The following is a 9,305-nucleotide window of genomic DNA, read 5'->3' as shown; positions in this document are numbered from 1 at the left end:
AATGTTCTGTCTCAGCCCGTCTCCCGGACTGCCTGTCTATAATACCCAATATCCGGGCGTTTGTAAAGTGTTTTTTGAAGAAAATTCAAAAAAATTATTTTTCTTATTTTATATCCTGTTTTTATGTCTGAATATTATAAAAAGCATGCTTTATGGATTGCATGCTTTACAAGGAATATAGCCTTCATTTTGTGCTTCCTGTGAAGAACTGAAGTAAACTTTATTCTTATCACTAATCGTTTTTACATACTGACAATCTTCAGTATGATACTTCTTAGTATTTCTAGATCCTATATATTGTGTTGTTTGAGTAGTCGGGATTTCTTCTTTACCATTAAAGGTCAATTTATTCTTCTTAGAAACACAACGGATTGTACCCAATTCATCCGTACGATAAACCTGCATATTATATCTAGAGAATCTCTGTAATGCTTCCTTATGAGGATGACCATACATATTGTCTTTACCACAAGACACTACGACATAACTTGCCTTCATTCTAGATAATAGATTATCGCTGTTTGAATAAGCTGAACCATGATGTCCTGCTTGAAATACATCACATTGTACATTGTTTAGTTTCTTTTCCATTGATTCTGCAGCATCACCAGTAAAGACAAAACGATGATAACCATCATCATATCTCATACATAAAGATGAGTCATTATTGTTCTGTGCTCCTTCACCTACACCAATAAATTCAATAGAGCCTGCACCTACCTGAAAGATATCTCCTACCTTAGGTACAGTAATTTTCTTTTTCTTCTCTTTAATCGCATTTAATAGTTTCATATATGTATAAGAAGAAGAGGTTCTACTAGACATATATATCTTTTTTACATTTAACTGATAAATAATATTCTTTGCATCATTTATATGATCCGCATCACAATGCGTTAAGATTAATGCATCAAGTGTATTGATATAGTGTTCCTTTAAATAATTCAAGCTGGCATTTTCGTATCCATCACCATGTCCAGCATCAATAAGAACTGTTTGGTTATTATTTTGAATAAGTGTTGAATCTCCCTGCCCTACATTAATATAAGTGACTTGAGATTTGATATTGTTTGATACTTCTTTCTTCGGTGTAGAAGTTGTACTACAACCCGTGATAAGTACCATGGATAAGAATATACTAAATAACTTCTTCATAAATTCCTCCTGTCACTCATTATAGACAACTATTTTTCTTCTACAAGAAAAAAGACAGGAAATCCTGCCTTTAACGGACACCGCCGCCTCCACCACCGGAGAAGCCGCCTCCACCACCACTAAATGATGATGAACCACCTTGTCCTGCACTTGCAGCTGAAGAAGCTGCACTCATACTATTATGTGCAAACGTATGTGTATAGTAGTAAATTGGAAAATTATTGTAAGTTGATGTTTCTTCATAACGAGGAATCGCAACCTTCAATTGTTTTTCTACACGATTCGCAATACCAAGTACTGCTGCAAAGATGAGATATTCATCCCAAAGTTTAACTTCAATAGCAGCTTTTTCTTTCATATTGTCTTCATCCTCAAGGAAGTTATTAAATCCCCATACATAAAGACATTGATCATACGCTTTATCTGTCCATACTGTACGATCACGTGGAATATTCCAGAATAATAAGCGTTTATAAATAGTTTTAGTTTTCGCATAACCATTCTTATTCATAGAATCTTCTGTGACATTATCCACTTTAGTGAACCAATCATCTATCTTCTTATAATGTTTGCTGCACCATTTCTGAAATGCTTTTGTTTGAAGAACACCATCTTTAGACGCAAGAATAAACATCTTATAAAGTGCTGTTTCCTGCTTGTTCTCAAACTTTGCATCTACATCAAGATACATGTCATAATTCTTTTTCTTGACGATTGCGCCGCTTTCCTTTTCTCTAATTGTGATTATACCATCACGTACCCATTTCAAGATAAATCCAGACACAAGGTTTTCACGACTCTCACCATCACCTATAATACCCAGCTTTTTAGCTAGATAATAGAACAAGAATATATCTTTATTACATGGAATTTCTCTAAATGGAGTTACTTCTTTACCTTTAATTGTACGTCCATTCTCAAATACAACACCTGAATCTGAGAATACAATAACAGCAGCTATAATAAAGATAAGCATTACAATCACAAAGATGATGAAGATAAAGATCATAATCTTCGCTGCTTTTGACATGCCGCCAGAATAACTAGATCCTTCTTTTGCATCCTTCACAACATCTTCAAACTTTTCACTTGCATGACGTTTATTAGGTGATGTATAAGAATTACTTTCAAGACCCATTAATAACTGCATCTTATTACTGCCCAAAGAGTCTGTTTTTAAAGTAACACCACCATTATCAAAATTCACACTACCCGAATAACCAAATGCCCAGATTTTCGCATTCTCTTTACTATAGGGAGTAATACCTGATACATGAATAGTAACATCTGCAACATCTAATGACATATCACTTATAAAAGCATAGTTAATACCCTGCTGGTCCTTATACTGATTCACAAAATGCTCAATCTGGTAAACCATTGTATAAGAACGTGTCCCATAATCACCTAGACCAAAGCACAACTCATAGTGACCACCATCTTTAATCAGACCACATTTATTAATCTTAGATTCTCTAGAAACATCAGAATCCCATGTACCGATATTTTTGTATGTTACCCCACGATCATCAGTGACACCAATAAGTGTCAATGGCTGATCATTCATACCATTGAATATTTTGTATCCTTCTGTCCCTTCCGATACATCCATATCCCATTTCTCTACAAATGTTGCTGTACCATTTTGATCAATCTGGCAGGTAATGCCAATATTGTTTACTTTTGTGCTTGATGCATCAACTGCAGTTGGCATCAACAGCAACAATACTGTAAGAAATGATAATAAGCGTTTCATTAGAATTGTACCTTTGGTACTTCTTTAGATGCTTCATCCACTTCAAAGAAGTTCATCTTTTCAAAGTGGAACATTGAAGCAATGATATTAGAAGGGAACATTTCTAACTTATTCACATACTGTTTAACATCATCATTATAGAACTGTCTTGCATAACTGATTTTATCTTCAGTTTCCTTTAAATCATTCTGTAAAGACATGAAGTTTGCATTAGCTTTTAAATCAGGATAACTTTCCTGAAGCATCATTAAACGACTTAATGATCTTTCTAATTCACCAGCATTCTTAAGCTGTTCTTCTGGTGTAGAAGCAGTTACATAACTGTTTCTTGCACGAATAGCTCCTTCAAGTGTTTCCTTTTCATGCTTTGCATAACCTTTTACAGTTTCTACAATATTAGGAATCATATCTGCACGTCTTTTTAATTGAACATCAATCTGTGCCCATGCAGCAAGGCACTTATTTTTAGACTTAACAAGTCCATTGTATGTTGCGATTGCATATAAAACAATTAATACAATCACCACTACCGCAATAATCATAATTACGTCCTCCTTTGTATATGCATAATTATATCAACAAAAACATATGAAACATAGAAAAAAAGGCTATGATGCAAAATCATAGCCTTAAAGTGCTTACTTTAATTTTGTAATATCAACTAATGAAGTTGGACCCTGATGTCTCTTTTCTAGACAGTTGATTAATGCCTGTGCTGTATCTAATGATGTATAGATAGGGATACCTGCTTCAACTGCAAATCTTCTAATTAAGAAACCGTCCTTTAAGTTATCGTTTCTTGTAGGAATATCGATAACTAAGTCAACAGTATCAGTTAACATTAAGTCAAAGATTGTGTTAGACTTTTCCGCAATTCTGTTAACTCTATGAACTGGTACATCATGTTCCTTTAAGAAGTTATAAGTACCTTCTGTTGAATAAAGGTCATATCCAAACATATAGAACTGCTTAGCGATTGGTAAGAATTCTTCTTTAGAGCTGTCCTTGATTGTACAGATGATATTCTTCTTCTTTGGTAAGTTGATACCTGTTCCAATGAATGCCTTATAGATTGCTTCATCAAATGTCTTTGCGATACCTAATACTTCACCTGTAGATTTCATTTCTGGGCCAAGTGAAATTTCAGCACCCTTGATCTTTTCAAATGAGAAGACTGGCATCTTAACTGCAACAGTTTCTTTTTCTGGCTGTAAGCCATATTCATAACCCTGATCTTTGATTGAATGACCCATGATAACCTTAGTTGCAACATCTACTACTGGAATATCTGTTACCTTTGAGATATATGGAATTGTACGAGAAGATCTTGGGTTTACTTCGATTACATAAACTTCATCTTCATATACGATGAACTGGATGTTGATTAATCCAATAACGTGTAATGCTTTTGCTAAGCGCTGAGTGTAGTCACAGATAACTTGCTTGATTTCAGGCTTGATCTTCTGTGGTGGATATACTGAGATACTATCACCAGAGTGAACACCAGCTCTTTCAACGTGTTCCATAACACCAGGAATAAGTACGCCGTTTTCATCACATACAGCATCTACTTCTACTTCCTTACCTGATAAGTACTTATCGATAAGAATTGGATGTTCCTGGAACTGACGGTTGATGATCTTCATGAACTTCTTGATATCACCATCATTTAAGGCGATTTCCATACCTGCACCACCTAATACATATGATGGACGTACAAGTACTGGGTAACCTAATTTATTTGCAACTTCTAATGCTTCATCTACAGTAAATACTGTTGCCCCTCTAGGACGATCGATTTCACATTTTTCTAACACTTCATCAAAACGTTCTCTGTCTTCTGCAGCATCTACGCTATCAGCTGAAGTACCAAGGATAGAAACTCCCATATCCATTAAGTCCTGAGTTAACTTGATAGCTGTCTGACCGCCAAACTGAACGATTGCACCATCTGGTTTTTCAAGTTCAACAATGCTCTGAACATCTTCCTGAGTAAGTGGTTCAAAGTATAATCTATCAGCGATATCGAAGTCAGTAGAAACTGTTTCTGGGTTGTTGTTGACGATGATTGTTTCATAGCCAGCAGCTCTTAATGCCCATACACAATGTACTGAACAGTAGTCGAATTCGATACCCTGTCCAATACGGATTGGTCCTGAACCTAATACCATAACCTTCTTACGAGTGTTATCTGGTTTAATTTCATGTTCTCCACCATATACTGAATAGAAATATGGAGTTTCCGCATCAAATTCTGCAGCACAAGTATCAACTGTCTTGAATGCAGCAGTGATATTGTTTTCTAAACGATAATCATGAATTTCATTCTTATCTTTACCAGTTAAGTCTGCAATAACTCTATCTGGGAATTCAACTCTCTTAGCAGCCTTTAATAATTCTGGAGTTAATTCTTCTGTCTTTAATTTATTTTCGATTTCTACAAGATGTTTAATCTTATCAATAAACCATGAATCAATCTTAGTGATATTATGGATTTCTTCTTCAGTAATGCCCTGTCTTAATGCTTCAGCTACTGCGAAGATTCTCTGGTCATCTACATCTTTTAATTTAGTTCTTAAGTATTCTGTGTCTTTACCTTCCATTTCAGGAATTGATAAATAGAATACATTCTGTTCAAGTGAACGTAATGCCTTCATTAAAGCACCTTCGAAGTTATTACAGATTGCCATAACTTCACCAGTTGCCTTCATCTGTGTACCAAGTTTTCTTGATGCACCATAGAACTTATCGAATGGCCATTTAGGAATCTTACATACGATATAGTCTAATGTTGGTTCATAAGAAGCATATGTCTTACCTGTTACAGCGTTCACGATTTCATCAAGTGAATAACCTAATGCAATCTTAGCAGCTAACTTCGCAATAGGGTAACCAGTTGCTTTAGAAGCTAAAGCTGAAGAACGGCTGACACGTGGGTTAACTTCGATAACACAATATTCAAAAGAATTTGGGTTTAATGCGAACTGTACGTTACATCCACCCTTAATATTTAATGCAGTGATGATGTTTAAAGCAGAGCTTCTTAACATCTGATATTCTTTATCACCTAAAGTCTGAGAAGGCGCTACTACGATAGAGTCACCAGTATGAACACCTACTGGGTCAACGTTTTCCATATTACATACTGTAATACAGTTACCATTGCCATCTCTCATTACTTCGTATTCGATTTCCTTCCAACCGGCAATACATCTTTCAATTAAGCACTGAGATACACGTGATAATCTTAAACCATTAGTACAGATATCATGCAATTCTTCAGGAGTTTCAGCAATACCTCCACCAGTACCACCAAGTGTATAAGCTGGTCTTACTACTACTGGATAACCAATCTTTTCAGCAAATTCTAATGCATCATCTACATGGTTAACAACTGTTGAAGCAGCCACTGGTTCATGGATTCTTTCCATTAATTCCTTGAATTCAAGACGGTCTTCTGCAAGCTTGATTGTAGTTGTATTAGTACCGATAGTACGTACGTTATGTGCTTCTAAGAAACCTTCATCATCAAGTGCCATTGCGATATTTAAGGCATTCTGACCACCAAGAGTTGGTAAGATTGAATCTGGTTTTTCTTTTAAGATTAAGTTCTTAACAACAGGAACTGTTAAAGGTTCAATATAAACATGATCTGCAATATCCTTATCAGTCATGATTGTTGCAGGGTTAGAGTTAATAAGAACGACTTCAATTCCTTCTTCTTTTAATGCACGACAAGCCTGAGTACCTGCATAGTCGAATTCAGCTGCCTGTCCAATAATAATTGGTCCTGATCCAATAACAAGAACCTTTTTTATATCTTTATTCTTAGGCATTCTACTTTCCCTCCATCATCTTAATAAACTCATCAAATAAATATTCAGTATCTCTAGGTCCAGCATTTGCTTCTGGGTGGAACTGAACAGTTTTGATATTCTTATTTAAATATTCAACACCTTCAATAGTGCCATCATTTACGTTTCTAAACCAAGCCTTAGCCACTGCAGGATCAATTGAATCATCCTTGATAACATAGTTATGGTTCTGTGTAGAGATATAAACACGGTTAGTGTCTAAATCCTTAACTGGATGGTTTGCACCATGATGTCCATATTTTAATTTTTCTGTCTTGAAGCCATGAGCAAGAGCCATTAACTGATGTCCAAGACAAATTGCGAAAATTGGCATACCGCTTTCTGATAATTTCTTCACTTCTGCGATAATATCAGTTACTTCAGCTGGGTCACCAGGACCGTTACTTAACATAATACCATCAAAGTTACCTTCTAATACTTCAGAAGCAGGTGTAGTAGCTGGGAATACTGTTACTTCACAGTTTCTCTTTGCTAATTCATTCGCAATATTGCGCTTAGCACCAAAGTCATATAAAGCAACTTTCATTCTGCCTGTACCTACAGTATGTTTTTCTTTACATGTACATGCTTTTACAACACCCTGTACCTTGAATGCTTTAATCTTGTCGATGACTTCGCTTACTTCATACTTATGAGTAGTGATCATACCGTTCATACAACCATCATTACGAAGTAACTTAGTAAGTGCACGTGTGTCAATTCCCTGGATACCTGGGATATGATTACGTACTAAATAATCATTTAAATCTTCATTCTTTCTAAAATTAGATCCTAAACGTGATAATTCGTTTACTACAAATCCTTCAACATATGGGTGTTCAGATTCCTGATCTTCTAAACATACACCATAGTTACCAATAAGTGGGTAAGTCATTACAACACTCTGACCTGCATAAGATGGGTCTGTCAACACTTCTACATAACCAGTCATTGAAGTATTGAAGACAAATTCGCTTATGACTTCTTTTTCATATCCAAAGCTTTCCCCTTCAAACACATGTCCGTCTTCTAAAATTAAATAAGCTTTCATAGTCAACCTCCTCAATTATGAAAAAGACATATCACCAATAGATGATATGTCCTTAAAATAAGAAATCTAAAAAATGAAAATAAGAACCCTTAGGAAACACGTTTGCGAAAACTGAAGTTGTCATAATTGTGTTTGCGTTCATATTCTCACTCCTTCTGTTGTAGTATAAACGATATTAAGATTGTAAGCAAGCAAAAAATGAATACTCAAAAATTTTTTTATTTTACTATTTAGAAATTGTTAAATAGTGATAGATTGCACCAATAATATTGGCATCATTCGCAAAGGCACATTTCTTTACAACAGGCTTAATACGTGCTGGTTCAATCTTGTCTATAATAATATCTAAACGCTTATTGATTTCATCAATCATATCTTCTCTTACAGAGATGCCCCCACCAATAATAATCACTTCTGGATCATAGGAATATTGAATATTATAAATACCTACTGCAAGAGCATAATAGAAACGATTGACATACTTCTTGAATACTTCATTTTCATTGGCATGATCAAAAATATAACGTCCATCATATGTTTCACCTAGTTCTTTTTCTACACCCTTGACGATGGCAACTGTAGAATCAAAAGACCAAAAGTTAAACTCAAGTGAATCTGCATCAAAGTTATTAATCATATAACCAAACTCACCACCATGAAGATGTTTACCCTTATGAATCTTCTTATCCTTAATCACAGCACCACCAATACCTGTACCACATACGACAAAGCAGCAATCCTGATTATCTTTAGCGGCACCTAGCCATACTTCAGCAAGTGCTGCACAGTTGGCATCATTTTCTAATTCTACACGTGTCTGTAATCTTTCTTCTAGATCCTTCTTTATATTAGGACCATGAATATAGTCAATCGCAGACGCACCATAAATGACACCTTCATCACTTGCAACAGCTCCTGGCATACTTAACGCAATACCATCAACATCTCTTTCTTTAAAAATAGTTTCAATAGCCTGATACATGTCTTCTAAAGTAGAAGGTGTTTTAAAAGACCCCTTGTCAAATAAATGACCCTTTTCATCGCATGTTGCATATTTGACAGAAGTCCCTCCTACATCAATTCCTAGTAACATATCAATTTTCCTCCTATCTATAGGATTTCCCAAAAAAATGCACAATAGTGAAATAGACGAAAAAAGGAATAACGTTACGTTATTCCCTAGTTAACACGATGAATTTCTAAACCATTCTGTTTAAATGTTTCAACAATTGTATCGATATGTGCTTCACCATTTGTTTCACAAGTGACTCTTAATTCTACTTCTGAGAATCTTGCGAAGTTCTTGAACTGGTTATGATCAACCGCTACAACATTCGCATTACATTCATTTAATAGATGTGCAACTTTTTCTAACTGTCCAGGAATATCTGGAAGCTGTACTGAGAATGAGAAGATTCTACCTCTTTCAATAAGTCCCTTATTGATCATAGAAGAAATAGAAAGTACATCGATTTTAACACCTGATACA

The 9,305-nt window shown here is 35.2% G+C and carries 6 protein-coding genes and 1 pseudogene; all 7 read right to left on the bottom strand.

Annotated elements, in window-relative coordinates; translation table 11 throughout:
* Window positions 1-150 precede the first annotated feature (150 nt).
* The gene (locus ACT8VG_RS04030) at window positions 151-1,155 is read right to left on the bottom strand and encodes an MBL fold metallo-hydrolase (protein ID WP_288706581.1); all 1,005 of its coding nucleotides are present in this window, start codon (window positions 1,153-1,155) and stop codon (window positions 151-153) included.
* A gap of 70 nt (window positions 1,156-1,225) precedes the next feature.
* A complete protein-coding gene (locus ACT8VG_RS04025) occupies window positions 1,226-2,911 on the bottom strand; it encodes a DUF2207 family protein (RefSeq protein ID WP_444195252.1) in 1,686 nt (561 codons plus the stop codon).
* A complete protein-coding gene (locus ACT8VG_RS04020) occupies window positions 2,911-3,453 on the bottom strand; it encodes a LemA family protein (protein ID WP_217107076.1) in 543 nt (180 codons plus the stop codon). Before ACT8VG_RS04020 ends, ACT8VG_RS04025 begins: the two co-directional genes overlap by 1 nt.
* 96 nt (window positions 3,454-3,549) lie before the next feature.
* The gene (gene carB / locus ACT8VG_RS04015; RefSeq protein ID WP_432269859.1) at window positions 3,550-6,747 is read right to left on the bottom strand and encodes a carbamoyl-phosphate synthase large subunit; all 3,198 of its coding nucleotides are present in this window, start codon (window positions 6,745-6,747) and stop codon (window positions 3,550-3,552) included.
* Between the two features lies 1 nt (window position 6,748).
* Entirely contained in the window at window positions 6,749-7,816 is a 1,068-nt protein-coding gene (locus ACT8VG_RS04010) for a carbamoyl phosphate synthase small subunit (RefSeq protein WP_006504821.1), read from the bottom strand.
* Between the two features lie 226 nt (window positions 7,817-8,042).
* A complete protein-coding gene (locus ACT8VG_RS04005) occupies window positions 8,043-8,909 on the bottom strand; it encodes an ROK family protein (protein WP_444195251.1) in 867 nt (288 codons plus the stop codon).
* 86 nt (window positions 8,910-8,995) lie between these two features.
* Window positions 8,996-9,305: pseudogene (locus tag ACT8VG_RS04000) on the bottom strand (threonine ammonia-lyase); the annotation flags it as partial.

The organism is Catenibacterium sp., assembly GCF_052354645.1.
GTDB classification, from domain to species: Bacteria; Bacillota_I; Bacilli_A; order Erysipelotrichales; family Coprobacillaceae; genus Catenibacterium; species Catenibacterium mitsuoka_A.
This window is presented reverse-complemented; position numbering and strand designations above follow the sequence as displayed.